Source organism: Nocardiopsis camelliae (assembly GCF_028993595.1).
Lineage (GTDB): Bacteria > Actinomycetota > Actinomycetes > Streptosporangiales > Streptosporangiaceae > Nocardiopsis > Nocardiopsis dassonvillei.
Genome location: NZ_CP118614.1, coordinates 5313774 through 5330593, shown reverse-complemented (window position 1 = coordinate 5330593; position 16820 = coordinate 5313774). Strand labels below are relative to the sequence as shown.

Genomic DNA, 16820 nt, shown 5'->3' with positions numbered 1-16820 from the left:
ATAACCAGTTCTAGTCTTGTCTGACGAACCCCCTGTAGGGGGTAGAACCCGTTCTGGGAACGCAGGGGGCGCGGTGCGCGGATCCGACGAACGCTCCGTGTGGTGGTCGCGCGTGGCCGACCGCTTCGGCAGGCTCCGGTTCCGCTGGCCCCGTCCGCGCGGGGCCCGGCCCGGCGAACCGGGGCGGGAGCGCCCGCGACCGCCGCGTTGGGCGTCGCTCATGGACCGGTGGCCCCGACGGCTCCGCCTCCCGCTGCTCCGGCCCCGCTGGGACAGCCACTCCCGTTTCGAACCCGGGCCCCTGGGGCTGCTCGGCGTCATGCTCTCGGCGATGGCGGTCACCCTGCTGCTGGTCCAGAGCGGCTCCGGGGGAGGGGCCGCGCAGGAGGGGCGCGCCGAGGAGCCCGTCACCGTGCCGGGGCCGCCGGACGGCGAACTGCGCGTCATGGTCGTCGGCGACTCGCTCTCCCAGGGCAGCAGCGGCGACTACACCTGGCGCTACCGCCTGTGGTCCCACCTGCGCGGGGCCGGGGTGGAGGTGGACTTCGTCGGCCCCTACGACGGCATGTACGGGCTGGCGGACCGGGAGTTCGGCAACCAGGACTACGCCGACCCCGACTTCGACACCGACCACGCCGCCCGCTGGGGCACCACCGCGCAGGAGCTGTCCACCGGTGCCGCGCTGGTGGCCGCCGAGTACCGGCCGCACTACCTGCTCCTCCTGGCCGGTACCGAGGACATCCTGGCGGGCGGGGACGCCGACAGCGCACTGGAGGGGGTGGGCGAGACGGTGTCCACGGTGCGCGTCGTGCGGGGGCAGACCCGGTTCGTCCTCGGGGAGCTGCCGCCGGTGGAGGACACCCGGGCCAACGCCGAGATCGACCGGTTCAACATGGGACTGGTCGACCTCGCCGAGCAGCTCACCTCCAGCGGCTCGCCCGTGGTGGTCGCGCGGGTCGCCGACGGGTACGCCCCGGCCAGCGACAACTGGGACGAGGCGCACCCCAACGCGCGCGGCGAACTGAAGATCGCGGCGGCCTTCGCCGACGCGCTCGCCGAACCACTGGGGGTCGGCACGGCCTACCGGCGGCCGCTGCCGGAGGCGGCGGTGGGGCCCGCGACCGCACCCGAACCCGTGGCGGAGGAGTCCGAGGACGGCCTCGTGCTCAGTTGGGACACCGTGCCCGGCGCGACCGGCTACCGGGTGGTGCAGCGGCGCGTGGGGCCGGACCCGGACGAGGCCGCCGTGCTCCCGGTGGACGTGCGCGCCGACGGTGACAGCCGTTCCGTGCTGGTGGAGGCGCTCTTCAGCGGAGCCCGCTACGAGTTCGTGGTGCGCTCGTTCAAGGGCCGGGACGAGGGGGCGGAGTCCGAACCCCTCCAGTGGGTGTGGGACGACGATCCGCCTCCGGGACCGTCCTGGCTGCGCGTGGTCGACGGCGGGGCGACCGTGGAGTGGGAGGACGTCGGGGAGGCCTCCCACTACGAGGTGTGGGTGCGCGCGCTGGAGTGCGGGGCCGCCGACGACCGGCGCGCGCCCGCGTCCCCGGACGGCGACCGCGCCTCGGAGGTCCCCGTCGAGTCGCCCGTGCCCAGCGCCGGGCCGTCCGACCCCGCTCCCGACGCGGACCCCGGTCCGCGGCCCACCCCCACGCCGACCCCCGCTCCCATGCCGTCCGTGCCCGAACCCGAGCCCGTCGCGCCAGGTCCGGACTGCGAGCGCCGTGACGGGCTCGGCCCCGGCGACGGGCGGGAGTGGCGCACGCTGGGCCCGGCGGGGGAGGAGCCGCGCTGGTCGGTGACGGTGTCGGGTCCCTACGAACTCGTGGTCCGCTCCTACCGCGACTACGTGGAGGGCGGCTACTCCGACAGCGTTCTGCTCGCGCGGGGCTGACGGAGGGTCGGGGGACTGCTTTCCAGGGGCGGAGGTCGATGGTGTCGGTCACGGGGCTGAGGGCCCGGCGAGCGCGGGGAGGACGGGGAGGAGGGGAGGCCCGGGGAGGGTGGGGCGTCCGGCTGCTGCCGTGGGCCGTGGGGCTGCTCGCCGGTGTGCTGGCGCTCGGTCCCGCGCTGGGGCCCGGGTACGTGTTGCGCTACGACATGGTGTTCGTGCCCGACCTGTCGCCGGCCACGGTGCTGCGGGGCGCGGACGGGTTCCCCCGCGCGATCCCCAGCGACGCCGTGGTGGCGGTGCTGTCCGCGGTCCTGCCCGGGGACGCGGTGCAGTCGCTGGCGCTGCTGGCGGTGTTCGCCGTGGGCGGTGCCGGTGCCGCGCGCCTGGCGCTGCGGGTGCTGCCCCGCGGCGGCGCCGGGGCCCTGGTGGCGTCGGCCGCCGCCGGGACGTCCTACGTGTGGAACCCGTTCGTGGCCGAGCGGCTGCTGTTGGGCCAGTGGGCGATGCTGCTGGGTTACGCGGGGCTGCCGTGGGTGGTGGGGGCCGCCGTGCGCATGGCGCGGGTGCGGCCGGGCGCGGGGTTCGCCGGGCTGGTGCGCGCTCTGGTGCCCGCGGCGATCGGGGGGTTCTCGTCGGTGGTGCTGACCGCCCTCACCGCCGGCCCCGTCGCCCTCACCGCCCGCTCGGGCGCGTCGCGCTGGTGGGTGCGGGCGGCGCTCTTCGCGCTGGCGCTGGTGGTGGTCTCCCTGCCCTGGCTGCTTCCGTCCCTGGCCAGCGGGGCGGGCACGGACCCGGCCGGGGTGGCGGCGTTCGCGGCCCGTTCGGACACCCCGTTCGGGGTCCTCGGCTCCCTGCTGCTCCTGGGCGGGGTGTGGAACTCCGGTGCGGTTCCGGCGGGCTACGGCGAGCCGGTGACGGCCGCGGCCCGCCTGCTGCTGTGCCTGCTGGCGTTGGCGGGCTGGGTGTGGTTGCTGCGCCGGGAGCGGCCGGGGTTCGGCCCCGGCCTGTCGGCGGCCGCCGTCCTGGGGCTGCTGATCGCCCTGCTGGGCGCCACCGGGCCGGGGCGCGCGCTGCTGGTCTGGCTGGTCTCCTCCTGGCCGGGGTTCGGGCCGCTGCGCGACGGCCAGCTCTACGTGGCCCCGCTGTCCCTGGTCCAGGCGCTCGGCCTCGGCGTGTGCGTGTGGTGGCTGGCCGGGCGGCGGGGCGCCGCGCTGCGGACGGGGCTCGCGGTGTTCGCGGCGCTGCTGCCGGTGGTGGTGCTGCCGGGATTGTTGTGGGGCGCGAGCGGTCGGCTGGCCCCGGTGCACTACCCCGGGGAGTGGTTGGCGGCCCGGGAGGCGGTGGCCGCCGACGACCGGCCCGGGGCGGTGCTGGTGCTGCCCTGGAGCGCCTACCGCGGCCCCGACTGGTCGGGTCGGGCCACGGTCGTCCTGGATCCGGCGACCAAGCTCTTCGACCGGCGCGCCCTGTGGAACGACGACCTGGTGGTGGGCACCCCGGACGGGGGAGAGGTGGTCGTGACCGGCGAGGACGCTCGGGCGCGGCGGGTCGCCGGGGTGCTCGGGCCGGACCCGGCGACGGGCCTGCCCGAGCGGTTGGACGCCGCTGCGCTGGGCGGGCTGGGGGTGCGGTACGTGGCGGTGTCCGCGCCGGTCGATAACCAGTTCTGGTCAGGTGTGGAGGGCCTGTCCGTGGTGGTGGAGGGCTCCGGCATGGTGCTTCTGCGAGTGCAGGACCAGCATGTAAAGGCCGATAAAGCTGGCATTCCGGGGTTGGAAGTTACCGGCGGGTTAGTTACAGTTGGGGCAATCATCTGGTCTATGGCTAGATCAGGTTCTAGTCTCGTTTTCCAGCGCTCCGGACCCAGCGCGGGATCGGGCGCGCGGAAGGAGATCCCCAAGTGATCAAGGTAATCGCCGCCTGCGTCATCGGCGCGGCCCTGGCGGGAGGTGCCACCTTCGTGGCCACCAGCCTCGCCACGGACTCGACCGCCACCGCGGAACCGGTGAACGAAACCCTCTACAACTACGGCGACCGCTAGGGCGGCCGTACGGCGGAGGTTCGCGGGCGCTCCGCCCCGGCGGGGCGCCCCACTCCCCCGACTCCCGCGGCCCCGGGTACCCTCCCCCGGCCGCCCACCACCACCGACGTCCGGCCCACGGGCCCGTTCGGCGTGCGCTCCACCCTTCCCTCAGGGGATCGCCGTGCGTGTTCATCCGCACGCGCGCGGTGGCGGCACGCACGTGCGGCCGGATTCCGCGCGGAAGGAGAGCGTGTGGTCTTCCAGAAGGTCCACCGGATCCGCCAGGAGGCGGAGCCGGGCCTGCCAGCGGTCACCGGGGCCCCGGCCGCCGTCGTCCCCGTCCAGGTCCCGACCGCCCCAGACGCCCCCGCCGCTCCGGACGCCCCCGCTGTCCCAGGTGCCCCGGGCAGCACGGGCGCCCCCGCCGTCCCGGAGGCCCCCGCCGACCTCGGGCCGCGCCTGGACGGGGTCCGCCTGGTCATGGTCAACTGGCGCGACCCCTGGCAGTCCACCGCGGGGGGCGCCGAGGAGTACTCCTGGCGGATCAGCCGCCACCTGGCCGAACGCGGCGCCATCGTCACCTTCCTCACCAGCCGCGAGCCCCACCAGGCGCGCGTGGAGACCAGGGACGGGGTCGTCATCCGCCGCATGGGCGGCAGGTTCACCGTCTACCCCCGCGTCATGGCGTGGTTGGCCCTGTGGCGCCGCGAGTACCAGCTCGCCTTCGACTGCATGAACGGCGTCCCCTTCCTGTGCCGCCTCGTCCTGCGCCGCAGCACGCGGGTGGTCAGCGTCGTCCACCACGTCCACGACCTCCAGTTCAACGCCTACTTCCCGGCGCCCGTCGCCTGGCTGGGCCGCACGCTGGAGTCGGCCGTGGCCTCGCGCGTCTACCGCCGCTGCACCACCGTCACCGTCTCGGAGTCCTCCCGCCGGGCCATGCGCGAGAAGCTGGGCTGGCGCGCGCCGATCGAGATCATCCACAACGGCGGACTCCCCGGCCCCCAGAAGCCCCTCGACGACGCGCCCGCCCCCGCCGACATGGGCCGCCCGGCCGTGGTCAGCCTGGGCCGCCTGGTCGTCCAGAAACGCGTCTCGCGGGTGGTCGACCTCGCCCGCGCCCTGCGCGAGGAGCACCCCGACCTGAAGGTGCACATCATCGGCCGCGGCCCCGAGGGCGAACCCCTGGCGGAGCAGGTCGCGCGCGACGGCACGGGCGACCGCGTGCGCCTGCACGGCTTCCTGCCCGAGGAGGACAAGAACAGCGTCCTGGCCTCGTGCCACCTCCACGTCACCGCCTCCGAGTTCGAGGGCTGGGGCCTGACCGTCATCGAGGCGGCCCGCCTCGGCGTGCCCACCGTGGCCTACGATGTGGACGGACTGCGCGACTCGGTCCGCGACGGCGAGACCGGTTGGCTCGTGCACGAGGGCGAGGAACTCGCCGACGTGGTCGCGCGCGCCCTGGAGGAGCTGTCCGACCCCCGCCGGGCCGAAGCCGTCCGCCGCGCCTGCCGCGCGTGGGCGTCCCGGTTCACGTGGGAGGCCAGCGGCGCGCGGATGACCCGGCTCGTCGCCGGGGAGCTGGGCCTGTCCGGCGCCGCGGAACCGGACGCCCCCGCCAACGACGCCCCCGCCCCCGCTCCCGCTCCCGGCACCACCCCCGCACCGGGCGCCCCCGCCCCCGACCCCCTCACCTCCGACGACCCGGGCGCCCCCGCCGCCCGGAACACGGCAGCAGGCAGGAAAGCGAAGACGTGACACCGACGGAATCCACCGCCAGGCGCGAACCGGAGGATTCCCGCACACCACCTTCCACCGGCCCCGGCGGCGCCGATCCCCGCCTCCTGGCCCGGCTCAAGGTCCTCACGGTGTGCCTGCTCCTGGGAGCGCTGGCCGCCAGCATCGACCCCGGCAGGATCGTCAGCGACACCAAGCTCGACCTGACGGCCGACCCCCTGGGGTTCATGGAGCGCGCCCTGCACCTGTGGGACGCCTCCTACTTCGGCCAGATCCAGAACCAGGCCTACGGGTACTTCTTCCCCAACGGCCCCTTCCACCTGCTGTTCGACCTGCTCGGCGTGCCCGACTGGCTCATCCAGCGCCTGTGGATGGCCGTCCTGCTCGTCGCCGCGTTCACCGGCGTGTACAAGGTCGCCGGGGCGCTGGGCATCGGCACCGTCAACACCCGCATCCTGGCCGGGGTCGCCTACGCGCTGGCCCCCCGCGTGCTGACGCTGCTGTCGTACAACTCCGCCGAGTTGCAGCCCATGCTGCTCATGCCGTGGATCCTGCTGCCGCTCGTGCTCGGGGCCCGGCACGGGCGTTCACCCGCCCGCGCGGCCCTGCTCTCGGGTCTGGCCTTCCTGCTGTGCGGCGGCACCAACGCCGCCTCCGAACTGGCCGTCCTGGTCGTCCCGGGGCTCTACCTGCTCACCCGGGCGAACGGTCCGCGCAAGTGGCGCCTGATCGCCTGGTGGGCGGTCGCGCTGGTCCTCGCCTCGTTCTGGTACGTCGCGCCGCTGCTCCTCATGGCGCGGTACGTGTTCTCGTTCATGCCCTACACCGAGGACGCCGCCGTCACCACCGGCGTCACCTCGCTGCTCAACGCGCTGCGCGGCACCTCCAACTGGATGGGCTTCCTGCCCGACCAGGGCAACACCGCGCTGCCCTCGGGGGCGGAGCTGTCCACCACCCCGTGGTTGATCGCGGTCACCGCGCTGGTGGCGGGCCTGGGCCTGGCCGGGCTGGTCAACCGGCGCACCCCCGAACGGCTCTTCCTCATCGCCAGCCTCCTCAGCGGCACCGCCGTCATCGTCGCGGGCTTCACCGGCGACCTCACGGGCCCCTTGGCGGGGGCCGTGCGCGAACTGTTCGACGGCCTCCTCTCCCCGTTCCGCAACGTGCACAAGTTCGACGCGCTCGTGCGCCTGCCCCTGGTGCTCGGCCTGGCCCACCTGCCCGTGGTCGTGGCCCGGGACCTGGCCGACCGCAGGGGCACGCCCGTGCCCGGACGCGTGCGCCGCGCCGTCGCGGGCGCCACCGCCGCCGTCTTCGCGGTCACCCTCGTGCCCGTGGGCACCGTCGGGATCGCCCCCGCGGGCGGCTTCGCGCAGATCCCCGACTACTGGTACAAGGCCTCCGACTGGCTGGAGGCGCGCGCCGACGAGCGCGGCATGACCATGGCCCTGCCCGGTTCGGCGCGCGGCGAGTACGAGTGGGGCCGTCCCATGGACGAACCCCTGCAACCGCTCTTCGAGGGGGCCTGGACCAACCACCAGATCATCCCGTGGGGCTCGGCGGGAGTCTCCCGCATCACCCACGAGATCGACCAGCGCGTCTCCTCGGGCCGCGGCTCCGCCGGGCTCGCCGACACCTTCGCGCGCATGGGCGTCACCCACCTCCTCGTGCGCAACGACCTCCAGCGCACCGGCAACAACGGCGGCTGGCCCGCCCGCGTCCACCAGGCCCTGGCCGACTCGCCGGGCATCGCCCTGGCCGCCGAGTTCGGCCCGGTCATCGGCTCGCTGGACCACCAGTCCGCCTCCCAGTGGTTCGACCAGCCCTACCGGGCGCTGAGCGTCTACGAGGTGGAGGACGCCGCGCCCACCGTCGGCACCGTGCCCGCCGACGAGGTGCTGCGGGTCACCGGCGGCCCCGAGTCCGTGCTCCACCTGGCCGAACAGGGGGTGGTCGACGACGACCGCCCGATCCTGCTCGGGGACGACCCCGGGGCCGGGGAGGTCGCCGCCCGGGACACGATCGTCACCGACACCGCCCGCCGCCGCGAGGTGGTCTACTCCGACGTGCGCCGCAACGTGTCGGCCACCCTCACCGAGGACCAGGAGCTCGAACGCGACGTCCCCGCCCCCGACGTCCTCGACCCGGCCTGGGAGGACCACGTCGCCCACGCCGAGGACATCGGGATCGCCTCGGTGAGCGCCTCCTCCGCCGAGAGCGGTGCGGGCGCGCGCGCCGCCGACCGCGACCCGGGGCACGCCCCGCACGCCGTGCTCGACGACGACCTCACCACCTCCTGGCGGTCCAGCGCCTTCACCGGAGCCCTGGGGGAGTGGATCGAGGTCGAGTTCGAGGAGCCCCAGGACCTCACCGGGCTCAGCGTCGCCTTCGAGCACCTGCCCGGCGAACCGCCGCCCTCCCGGGTCACGCTCGTCACCGACGGCGGCGAGGCGCAGGTGCCCGTCGCCGAGACCGAGGAGCCCCAGGAGCTGACGGCCCCGCCCGGCGCGACCACCACGCTGCGCGTGCGCGTGGACGAACTGGCCTGGGAACCGGAGTACCGGTTCGGCACCCGGGTGGGCGTCGCCTCGATCTCCGTGCCCGGCCTGGAACCGGCCCGCACGCTGCGGGTCCCCGGTCCCGCCGACGCCGGAACGCTGCTGTTCACCGGCTCCACCGGCACCGCGCCCGGCTGCATGGAGGGCTCGCACGTGTGGGTGTGCAACCCCGACCTCCAGGTGCAGGGCGAGGACGCGCGCCGCCTGGACCGCACGTTCGAGCTGTCGGCGGAGTCGGCCTCGGCCCCGCACACGGTCTCGGGCGAGGTCGTGCTCACCGACCCCCGGGAGGCGGAGAACGCCGCCAACCGGGCCAGCCCGCACCCGCGCGTGACTGCCTCCTCCACGGCCGTGCAGCACCCCGCCGCGATGGGCCGGGGCGCGCTCGACGACGACGAGAGCACCGTCTGGTACCCGGACCCGGAGGAGAAGAACCCCTGGCTCGACATCGAGCTGGGCGCGCCCACCGAGATCGGGCACCTGGAGGTGGAGTTCCCCCGCGCCGACAGCGTGCTGAGGCCGATCCGGGTGACCGTCGAGGGCGGCGGCACCGTGCGCGAGGGGTGGCTGGACGGCAGCGGCCGGGTGGACTTCGCCGAGTTCACCGCGGAGTCGCTGCGGGTGACCTTCGAACGGCCCGAGGGGCAGGCCCTGGAGATCGGCACCGTCACCCTGCCCGGGGTGGACCCGGTGGAGCCGTTGCCGGAGGGCGACGCCTCCACCGCGTGCGGCCTGGGCCCCACGCTGCGGGTCAACGACCAGCGGGTGGAGACGCGGATCAGCCGGGGTACCCTCGCCGACCAACTCGCCGGCCGCCCGCTGCGCTACGAGAGCTGCACCGACCTGGACCTGGTCGGGGGCGAGAACCGGATCGTGGTCGATCCGGGCAACCGCTACGAGGTGCGCTCGGCCCTGGTGGAGTCCGCCGACCCCGTCTCGGACCGGCCCGAGGTCACCATGGCCGAGGTGGAGGAGGTGCACGCCTGGGGTCCGGGCGAGCGCCGCTTCGACGCGGACGCGGCCGAGGACAGCCTCCTGGTGGTGAACGAGAACTTCAACGAGGGCTGGCAGGCCCGCCTGGAGGGGGCGGACGCGGCCCTGGAGCCGGTCCGGCTGGAGGGCTGGAAACAGGCCTGGGTGCTGCCCGCGGGCAGCGCGGGCACCGTCACCCTGACCTACGCGCCCGACACCGCCTACCACCGGGCCCTGGCCGTGGGCGCCGCGCTGGCCGCGGTGCTGGTGGTCGCCGCCCTGTGGCCCGGGCGCCTGCTGCCCGGGGGAGCGCCGGCCGGGGCCGCGGCCCCTCGGGGCGCCCGCGCCCTGCCCGGCGCCGGACCCGGGTGGCTGGGAAGGCGGGTCGTGCTGCCGCTGGGCCTGGCCTACGGGGTGTGGGTGGCCGGTGCGGTCGGAGCCGCCCTGGTCGCGGTGATCCTGGTGTGCATGTGGTGGCTGGGGCGCCGGGCGCCCCGGAGGCTGCGGCACGCCAAACCGGGAAGGCCCTCCATGGGCGGGCGGACGCTGCCGCTCCTGGCGGGGCCCTGGCCGGTGGCGGCGTCGTTGGCGCTGGCGGGACTCGCCATGGGCGCGGGCACCTACCTGGCGCTGTACATGCCCTTCCACGACGTGACCGAGGTGCTCGGGGGAGCGCTGCGCGGCTGGGTCTCCCAGCTGCTGTGCCTGCCCGCGCTGGCCCGGCTCGTACTGGCCCTGGGCCAGCCGGGCGACGGCGAGGACGCCGACGCCGATCCGCCGTCGGTCCGCGCCCGGGCCGCCGCCGCGAACGCCGCCGGCGGCGGGGCGGACGGGTCCGCTCCATCCGACGGTGCGACCGATGCGGCCGGTGGGGCCAACGGTGCTGTCCTTGTCGGGGCGGGCAGGGCCTCCGGGGCCCATGCTGCTTCTGAGGGGCAGGGGACTGCGGTCGCGGGGGCCAGCGGTGCTGGTGGGGTTCGTGGGGAACGTGGACCCGAAGCTGCTGACACCGGGGGAGACCGCGAGGCCAACAGGGCCTCGGGGGCCCACACGGCTCCTGAGGGGCAGGGGACTGCGGCTGCGGAGGCTGCCGGTGAGAGATACGGGACTGGTGCTGCCGAAGCCGGTGGGGCCGACGGCGCCGCCGAGGGTTCGGCGCCCCCTGCGAACGATGAGGTCGACGGCGCTCCCCGCGGCGGGGGTTCCCCGGACGACGACCGGTGGGAGAACGACCCCGAGGAGGCCCGGACATGAGCGCGCTCGGCTTCGGTGGGGCCGCCCCCAGCCAGGTCGGCCCCGAGCGCCGACCGGGGCGCTCCCTGCCCCGCGGCACCCTGCTGGTGGCCGCGGGCGCCTTCCTGCTCACCCTGGCCGCCCTGCTCCCGCTCTACGTGTACGAGCGGATGGCCCTGCTGCCCGCCGGTGCCGAGTTCGACATCCGCATGCTGGACGAGGACGCCGGTTACCTGGACACCTCCACGTGGTCGTGGGTGGAGTCGGCCGAGCTCAGCCGGGTCACCCGGGTGGACGCCTCCGCGCACGGCGGCGACTGGTCGGCGTGGGAGATGTCGGTGGACACCTCCGCGCCCGACCGGATGATCGACCACTGGAGCCGCCGCGTCATCGTCGACCGGGAGACCGGCCGGGCGGTCAACTGCTGCGGTGAGCACGTCGACGGCGACCGGGCGGTCCGGCAGGCGGGGCTGGTGCACTTCTGGCCGCCCGGCGACGAGCAGGGCGAGTACCCCTTCTACGACGCAGAGGTGCGGTCGGCGCCGATGCTGGAGTTCCAGGCGTGGGAGGAGGTGGCGGGGGTGCGGGTGCGCCGGTACAGCCAGTGGATCGAGTCCACCCAGGTGCCCGACTCGGCCCGCCCGGTTCCCGCCTCCCTGTTCCGTTCCGGGGCCGCGGGCACGGTCACCGCCACCCGCTGGCTGGAGGTCAGCCGGACGTTCTGGGTGGAGCCGGTCAGCGGGATCGTGGTCAACGCCCACGAGACCCGCGCGGAGACCCTGCGCCCGCAGAACGACAGCGGTGAGGCGCCCCTGCTGCACGCGCAGCTGGTCCTGGCCGAGCAGCAGGTCGCGGCCCAGGCCGAGCAGGCCCGCGTGCGCTCGGTGCTGCTGCGCGCCCTCTCCTCGTGGGCTCCGTGGACGCTGGCCCCGCTCGGCGGCCTGGCCGTGCTGGTCGGCCTGGTCCGGGCACGGCGGGACCGAAACGCGGACGGGGGCGCGGAGCGGGGCCCCGACCGTGCAGAGGAGCCCGCCGCACCGGCGCCCGGCTGAGACCCGGCGGGACCGGCGGGCCGTGCCCGGTGCCCCAGGGGTGGGAAACACCGGCGGATACGGGTGTTCCGGGAGAGAAGGAGCTGTTTCGACCGTAGGATCACACCCATGTGCGGTCGTTATGCCCAGTCCAGGAACGTGCACCAGTTGCAGCTCGCCTTCGGCCTGCCCGAGCAGCCCCTTCCCGAGCAGCCCCTTCCCGAGGAGACCGATCCCCGGGCGTGGCCGCCGCTGGATGAGCTGGACCCGGACTACAACATCTCACCGGGCAGGCCGGTGTACGCCGTGCTCGGCCCGCCCCCGCAGGCCGGGGACCGGGGGGAGTCGGGGCCCCGCTCCCTGCACACCATGCGCTGGGGCCTGGTGCCCTCCTGGGCCAAGGACCGCAACATCGGCTACCGGATGATCAACGCCCGTAGCGAGACCATCGCCGACAAGCCCGCCTTCCGCACGGCCTTCCGGCGCCGCCGCTGCCTGCTGCCCGCCGACGCCTACTACGAGTGGCAGCTGATCGGCCGGGACGGGACCGTGCAGGCCAGCACCTCGCCGGTCACCGACCCCCACCACAAGAAGCGCAAGGCCAAGGCGGACAAGAAGCCCTACTCCATCCACTACCCCGACGACCGGCCCCTGGCCATGGCGGGGATCTTCGAGCGCTGGCGCGACCCGGAGGCGGCCGAGGACGACCCCGCCGCGTGGGTGTGGAGCTGCGCCGTCGTCACCACCGAGGCGGCCCCCGAGCTCGCCCACATCCACGAGCGCATGCCCGTCGTCGTGCCCCCCGAGGACTGGGCGGCCTGGCTGGACCCGGCGACCGGGGCCGACGAGCTGGCCCACCTGCTCCAGACCACCCCGGCCGACCGCTTCGACGTGGACGAGGTCTCCACCGACGTCAACAGCATCAAGAACAACCGCCCCGACCTGCTCGAACCGCTCTCCGACACCGGGGGAGACGAGCCGCAGACGCTCTTCTGACCCGGGGGGAGAGCGGCACGGACCCGTGCCGTCCGCTCCGCCGGGAGTGGCGTGCGGGGGACAGTTTTGTATCCCGGGGAGGGTGGACAGCCCCGCTCCGCGGCCGGATACAGTGTCGGGGGCCGCACGGGCCGGGGACCGCCCCGGTCCCGCGTGCCCGGGGCGCCCCAGACGCCCCCACATCTTCATACGCAACGCGGGAGCTCGCGCCATGGCGGGCTGAGAGGGCGACTCAACGGTGTCGCCGACCGCAGAACCTGTTCGGGTAATTCCGACGTAGGGAGGCATGCCATGACGGCTCTCGACGGCCGCGACGTCAGTTCCACCGCCGACCACCGGGTGACCACCGGTCCCATCATGGGATCACGCAAGGTCTACCGGGAGGTCGCCACCCCCGAGGGGCACACCCTCCGCGTCCCGCAGCGCCGGGTGGAACTCAGCAACGGCAGCCACTTCGACCTGTACGACACCTCAGGCCCGTACACCGACGACACCGCGTACATCGACGTCCACCGGGGCCTGGCCCCCACCCGCGGGGAGTGGGCCCACGAGCCCGCCCCCTCCGGCGGCGCGACCACCCAGCTGGCCCACGCCAAGGCCGGGACCATCACCCCCGAGATGCGGTTCGTGGCCGCCCGGGAGGGCGTGGACCCCGAGTTCGTCCGCCGGGAGGTGGCCGTGGGCCGGGCGGTCATCCCCGCCAACCGGTGCCACCCCGAGTCAGAGCCGATGATCATCGGCAAGAACTTCCTGGTCAAGATCAACGCCAACATCGGCAACTCCGCCGTCACCTCCTCCGTCCCGGAGGAGGTGGAGAAGATGGTGTGGGCCACCCGCTGGGGGGCCGACACCGTCATGGACCTGTCCACCGGCAAGCGCATCCACGAGACCCGCGAGCGCATCCTGCGCAACTCGCCCGTCCCGATCGGGACCGTGCCCATCTACCAGGCCCTGGAGAAGGTCAACGGCGACCCGGCCGCGCTGAGCTGGGAGGTCTACCGCGACACCGTCATCGAGCAGTGCGAGCAGGGCGTGGACTACATGACCGTCCACGCGGGCGTGCTGCTGCGCTACGTGCCGCTCACCGCCCGCCGGGTCACCGGCATCGTCTCGCGCGGCGGCTCGATCATGGCGGCCTGGTGTCTGGCCCACCACCGGGAGAGCTTCCTGTACACCCACTACGAGGAGCTGTGCGAGATCCTCCGGGAGTACGACGTCACCTTCTCCCTCGGTGACGGGCTGCGGCCGGGGTCGATCGCCGACGCCAACGACGAGGCCCAGTTCGCCGAGCTGCGCACCCTGGGCGAACTCACCCACATCGCCCGCGCGCACGACGTGCAGGTGATGATCGAGGGACCCGGACACGTGCCGATGCACAAGATCGCGGAGAACGTGCGCCTGGAGGAGGAGCTGTGCGGCGAGGCGCCGTTCTACACGCTCGGCCCCCTGGCCACCGACGTCGCGCCCGGCTACGACCACATCACCTCCGCGATCGGCGCCGCCCAGATCGGCTGGCTCGGTACGGCGATGCTGTGCTACGTCACCCCCAAGGAGCACCTGGGGCTGCCCGACCGGGACGACGTCAAGACCGGTGTGATCACCTACAAGCTCGCCGCGCACGCCGCCGACCTGGCCAAGGGCCACTCCAAGGCGCAGGAGTGGGACGACGAGCTGTCCAAGGCGCGGTTCGAGTTCCGCTGGCAGGACCAGTTCCACCTGGCCCTGGACCCCGAGACCGCGCAGTCCTTCCACGACCAGACCCTGCCCGCCGAACCGGCCAAGACCGCGCACTTCTGCTCCATGTGCGGGCCGAAGTTCTGCTCCATGAAGATCACGCAGGACGTGCGCAGGTACGCCGAGGAGAACGGGCTGGAGACGGTGGCCGCCATCGAGAAGGGCATGGCCGACAAGTCGGCGGAGTTCGCCGAGCAGGGTAAGCGGGTCTACCTGCCCCTGGCGGAGTAGCGGCCGCGAACAGGGGCTGGGCCGCGCGGCCCAGCCCCTCCGGTGCGCCCGGTCGGCGGAGGACGGCCCTAGCCGGGCTTGCGCGCGCTCGCCACCAGGTGCACGCCCACGTAGTCGTCGGACTCCGTGGCGCGCAGCTCCATCTCCACCAGGCGTCCCATCGACCTCGGGTCGCGCGCCAGCATCATCTCCACCGTGGAGGCGGACAGCACCGTGCGGGGCTTGATCCACTCCAGTTCCAGACCGGCGTCGGTGAGCGCCTCGGTGAGCTGCTCGGCCGTGAAGCACCGCGTGATGGAGCCGTCCGGCCAGGGCACCAGGAGCACGTCCGCGTTGGGCGCGTGGCTGAGCTCGGGCCAGCGGTCCTGCTCGGCCAGCATCGCCATGCCCAGCACCACCGAGTCCACGCACAGCAGGGTGCGGCCCCCCGGGCGCAGCACCCGGCTGACCCGGGCCAGCGCCTCCTCGGTGGCCAGGTGCCGGGACAGCACCCGGTTGTCGGCGATGACCCCGTCGAAGGAGTCCGGGGCGAAGCTGCGCAGGAAGGCGGAGTCGCCCACCACGTGGCGCAGCCGTCCGCGCCGGGCGGGCCGGGGCACCACCGCGCGCCCGTTCACCAGGGTCAGCGGGCGGCGCACGGCCACGTCCACCGACGGCAGCAGGGTCACCACGTCGTGTCCGGCGGCCACGGCGCGCGGGGCGCCCTGGTAGTCCGCGCCGGAGAGGTCGAGCAGCAGGGAGGGGGTGTCGGGGAGCCACCGGGCGACCTGCGCCTCGGCGACCGCCCAGTAGAATCGCCAGTAGTCCGACAGGCGGTCGGGGGTGGCGAACTGGGCAGCCGTGGAACGGGGGCGGTCGGAGGCCGGGGTCGGGGACGGTCGCACGTGCACTCCTCTCCCATCCTCCAGGTGTCCTACCCGCACTCTGCCATGCCTCACCTCCGCTGACGGAGGTAAACGACAAAGTTCGCCCAAGGAGGGGACCTTCGTCCCCCAGCGGCGCGGAATCAGCTCGGGCGAAGCGTTGTTCTCCCCTACACCGCGCCCGGAGCAGCAGCGTCCGGGCGCGCCACACGCGAGTATGCGGGGAGGGCCGACAGACCATGCCGACAGCCGGGACGTGCCTGGAGCGCGAGGAGACGGTGTCGGCGCCACGCGGCGCCGATGCGCGGGTCCGTGCCATGGGACCGTATCGTTGGGGTATGGACGCCCCAACCGGGACCAGCGCGAGGAGGCCGACGGGCTTGGAACAGGGCCAGGAGCAGGAGACAGCCGAGGAACGGGAAGAGCGCTTCGAGAGGGACGTGCTTCCCTTCCTCGACCAGCTCTACTCCGCGGCGCTGCGGATGACCCGTAACCCCGCCGACGCGGAGGATCTCGTACAGGAGACCTTCGCCAAGGCGTTCGGTTCGTTCCACCAGTTCAAACAGGGAACGAACCTCAAGGCGTGGCTCTACCGCATCCTCACCAACACCTTCATCAACTCCTACCGCAAGAAGCAGCGCGAACCGAAGCAGGCGGGGACCGAGGACGTCGAGGACTGGCAGCTGGCGCAGGCCGCGTCGCACACCGCGGCGGGCCTGAAGTCGGCTGAGGCCGAGGCGCTCGAACACCTCCCCGACACCGACGTCAAGCGGGCGCTCCAGGAGCTGCCCGAGGACTTCCGGATCGCGGTGTACCTCGCCGACGTCGAGGGCTTCGCGTACAAGGAGGTCGCCGAGATCATGGGGACGCCCATCGGGACGGTCATGTCCCGGCTGCACCGCGGGCGCCGCCAGCTCAGGTCGATGCTGGAGGAGTACGCGGTGGAGCGGGGGTTCCTGCCGGCGAGGGCGGCGGCCGAGGCCGGCGCGGTCGCCTCGGGGACGTCCCCGCGCGGACGGGGACAGGACGTCTCGGATCGAGGAGACCGGCAATGAGCGGCGGCCACGGCGAACACAGCGACACCCCGTGCAGCGAGGTGCTCGCCAAGCTCTACACCTACATCGACGGGGAGCTGGAGGAGGGCAACTACGAACAGGTGCGCGAGCACCTGGACGGGTGCGGGCCCTGCCTCGACGAGTACGGGCTGGAGGAGGCGGTGAAGAAGCTCGTGGCCAAGCACTGCGGCTGTGATCCGGTTCCGATGGACCTGAGGGACAAGGTGCTCAGCCGCCTGGCCCGGGCGCGCACGGAGCAGTTGGCGCGGGAGGCGCGCGTGGAAAGCCCGGGCACCGCGCCCTCCTGAGGGGCCGGGCAGGAGCGAGCCCGGTATCCGACGAAACCTGGCACACCTGGTGGCGGAAGCTGGAATTCCAGCTTCCGCCACCTTTTTGTTGGTTTTTGTACCCGGTTCCGTTGTTAGCGCGCCCTGAAGTGATGTGTGGCTTTTATGTACTTTTGCGGGAATGTCGTGCCGTATTCCCCGCGCCT

At 73.8% G+C, this 16820-nt stretch carries 11 protein-coding genes; 10 read left to right on the top strand and 1 reads right to left on the bottom strand.

All coding sequences use genetic code 11. The annotated features are described in order from the left end of the window. Positions 1–73 precede the first annotated feature (73 nt). The 8 genes from PV789_RS23205 to thiC all read left to right on the top strand — a co-directional run bounded on the left by PV789_RS23205 (position 74) and on the right by thiC (position 14409). Positions 74–1894 (top strand): SGNH/GDSL hydrolase family protein, encoded by a 1821-nt coding sequence (locus tag PV789_RS23205; protein WP_274974544.1) that lies wholly within the window; start codon positions 74–76, stop codon positions 1892–1894. A 38-nt stretch (positions 1895–1932) separates the two neighbouring features. Then, on the top strand, positions 1933–3798 hold the full coding sequence (locus PV789_RS23200) for an MmpA family trehalose lipid delivery protein (protein WP_274974543.1): 1866 nt from the start codon (positions 1933–1935) through the stop codon (positions 3796–3798). Further along, positions 3795–3935, top strand: coding sequence for a hypothetical protein (locus PV789_RS23195; protein ID WP_013154713.1), 141 nt, complete (start codon positions 3795–3797; stop codon positions 3933–3935). The genes PV789_RS23200 and PV789_RS23195 overlap by 4 nt, the downstream gene beginning before the upstream one ends. Positions 3936–4169: 234 nt before the next feature. Further along, positions 4170–5675 carry a glycosyltransferase family 4 protein gene (locus PV789_RS23190; protein ID WP_274974542.1) on the top strand — a complete coding sequence of 502 codons (1506 nt, stop codon included), beginning with the start codon at positions 4170–4172 and terminating at the stop codon, positions 5673–5675. Next, complete coding sequence (locus PV789_RS23185; RefSeq protein WP_274974541.1) at positions 5672–10438, top strand: alpha-(1->3)-arabinofuranosyltransferase; 4767 nt, start codon at positions 5672–5674, stop codon at positions 10436–10438. Before PV789_RS23190 ends, PV789_RS23185 begins: the two co-directional genes overlap by 4 nt. Beyond that, a complete protein-coding gene (pgfA, locus tag PV789_RS23180) occupies positions 10435–11469 on the top strand; it encodes a cell envelope lipid trafficking protein PgfA (protein WP_274974540.1) in 1035 nt (344 codons plus the stop codon). Before PV789_RS23185 ends, pgfA begins: the two co-directional genes overlap by 4 nt. A 108-nt stretch (positions 11470–11577) precedes the next feature. Then, positions 11578–12444, top strand: coding sequence for an SOS response-associated peptidase (locus PV789_RS23175; protein WP_274974539.1), 867 nt, complete (start codon positions 11578–11580; stop codon positions 12442–12444). Positions 12445–12735: 291 nt separating this feature from the next. After that, a complete protein-coding gene (gene thiC, locus PV789_RS23170) occupies positions 12736–14409 on the top strand; it encodes a phosphomethylpyrimidine synthase ThiC (protein WP_274974538.1) in 1674 nt (557 codons plus the stop codon). A 68-nt stretch (positions 14410–14477) separates the two neighbouring features. On the opposite strand, the gene PV789_RS23165 is transcribed toward thiC, so the two are convergent. Then, a complete protein-coding gene (locus PV789_RS23165; protein WP_274974537.1) occupies positions 14478–15299 on the bottom strand; it encodes a class I SAM-dependent methyltransferase in 822 nt (273 codons plus the stop codon). A gap of 311 nt (positions 15300–15610) precedes the next feature. On the opposite strand from PV789_RS23165, the gene PV789_RS23160 reads away from it, so the two are divergent. Further along, complete coding sequence (locus tag PV789_RS23160; RefSeq protein ID WP_047869444.1) at positions 15611–16327, top strand: sigma-70 family RNA polymerase sigma factor; 717 nt, start codon at positions 15611–15613, stop codon at positions 16325–16327. Next, positions 16324–16635, top strand: a complete 312-nt coding sequence (gene rsrA / locus PV789_RS23155) for a mycothiol system anti-sigma-R factor (RefSeq protein ID WP_248771833.1) — start codon at positions 16324–16326, stop codon at positions 16633–16635. Before PV789_RS23160 ends, rsrA begins: the two co-directional genes overlap by 4 nt. Positions 16636–16820 lie beyond the last annotated feature (185 nt).

Coding starts and splice junctions, on each gene's coding strand:
- rsrA (WP_248771833.1), top strand. CDS start 16,324: ATGAGCGGCGGCCACGGCGAACACAGCGACACCCCGTGCAGCGAGGTG.
- PV789_RS23200 (WP_274974543.1), top strand. CDS start 1,933: ATGGTGTCGGTCACGGGGCTGAGGGCCCGGCGAGCGCGGGGAGGACGG.
- thiC (WP_274974538.1), top strand. CDS start 12,736: ATGACGGCTCTCGACGGCCGCGACGTCAGTTCCACCGCCGACCACCGG.
- PV789_RS23175 (WP_274974539.1), top strand. CDS start 11,578: ATGTGCGGTCGTTATGCCCAGTCCAGGAACGTGCACCAGTTGCAGCTC.
- PV789_RS23160 (WP_047869444.1), top strand. CDS start 15,611: ATGGACGCCCCAACCGGGACCAGCGCGAGGAGGCCGACGGGCTTGGAA.
- pgfA (WP_274974540.1), top strand. CDS start 10,435: ATGAGCGCGCTCGGCTTCGGTGGGGCCGCCCCCAGCCAGGTCGGCCCC.